The 1,321-nt window shown below is 76.5% G+C and carries 2 protein-coding genes; both read left to right on the forward strand.

Annotation, left to right across the window (positions count from 1 at the left end; all coding sequences use genetic code 11):
- Positions 1 to 892 (forward strand): CHAD domain-containing protein (locus tag H5J33_RS35500; RefSeq protein ID WP_181798755.1); only part of this gene is annotated, 892 nt, incomplete at its 5' end.
- Between the two features lie 17 nt (positions 893 to 909).
- A partial coding sequence (locus H5J33_RS35505) for an NUDIX hydrolase (RefSeq protein WP_181798756.1) occupies positions 910 to 1,321 on the forward strand: 412 nt, incomplete at its 3' end.

The following is a 1,321-nucleotide window of genomic DNA, read 5'->3' on the forward strand; positions in this document are numbered from 1 at the left end:
CGGCAGCCTGCACACCTTCCGCCCGCTCCTCGACGCCGACTGGTCCGAGGAGATGCGCCCCGAACTGGCCTGGCTGTCCGGCACGCTGGGCCTGGAACACGCCTACCAGGCCCGCCTGGAGCGGCTGTTGCTGGCGCTGCACCGGCTGTCCGGGGTGACGGCGCTGCCCGTGCAGGCGGTCGACGCGTTGGCGGCCGGCGGCCGTGCCCTGCCCGGGAAGGCGGCGAACCCCGGCGGAGGGGCGTACGCCACGGCCCCGCCGGAGCGCGGCACCCTCACCGTCGGCGCGGCCAAGGCCGGTGCCCTGCTGGAACGCCAGCTCACCCTGGCCCGGACCAGGGCCCACTCCACGGCGCTCCAGGCCCTCGGCTCCTCCCGCTTCCACGCGGTGGCCGACAAGGTCGCCGTACTGGCCAGCGAGGTCCCCCTCACCCCGGCCGCGCCCGGCACCGGCCTGGGCCCGCTGGCCGCAGCCGCCGAGGAGCGCCTCACGGACGCCGTGGCCGCGCTGCCCCTGGTCACCGCCGGCCACCCCTACAACGCGGAGGCACTGGTCCACGGCCTGTCCCCGGAGCCGTCCCCGCACCCCCAGGACGGCCCCTGGCACCAGGTCCGGCTGCTGCTGCGGCTGTACCGGTACGCCCGCGAGGTGCTGCACGGCGGCGACGCCCCGCTGGACGTACGGCTGCTGACGGCGGGGCAGGCGCTGAACCGGCACCGGGACGCCTCGGAGGCGGCGGCGGCCGCGGCCCAGGCGGCCCGTACGCCCCGGATCACCCCGGCCACCGCCTACGCCCTCGGCGTGCTCCACGCCGACCAGCGGCACGAGGTGGAGGCGGCCCGGTTCGCGTTCCAGCAGGCCTGGCAGAAGCAGACCGTCGACGCGCGCTGAGCGGGGAGGAATACGGCGTGCCCGATACCGTGGTCCAGGCGGCCGGCTGCGTCCTGTGGCGCCGCTCGCCGCTCACCGGCGCCCTGGAGATCTGTCTCGTCCACCGGCCCGAGTACGACGACTGGTCGCACCCCAAGGGCAAGCTGAAGCGGGGCGAGGACCCGCTCGCCGGGGCGCTGCGCGAGGTCGCCGAGGAGACCGGGTACACCGCCGAGCCCGGCGCGGAACTGCCCTCCGTCTGCTATTCGGCAGGCGGCCGCTTCAAACGGGTGCGCTACTGGGCCGCCGAGGCGGTTTCCGGCCGCTTCACCCCGAACACCGAGGTGGACCGCATCCTCTGGCTCACCCCGGACGCGGCCCGCACCCGCCTGACCCAGCCCCGCGACCGCGAACTGCTGGACGCGCCCGGCCTGCCCACCGGGTACGGGG

Origin of the sequence: Streptomyces sp. WELS2 (assembly GCF_013870595.1) — a bacterium.
Lineage (GTDB): Bacteria > Actinomycetota > Actinomycetes > Streptomycetales > Streptomycetaceae > Streptomyces.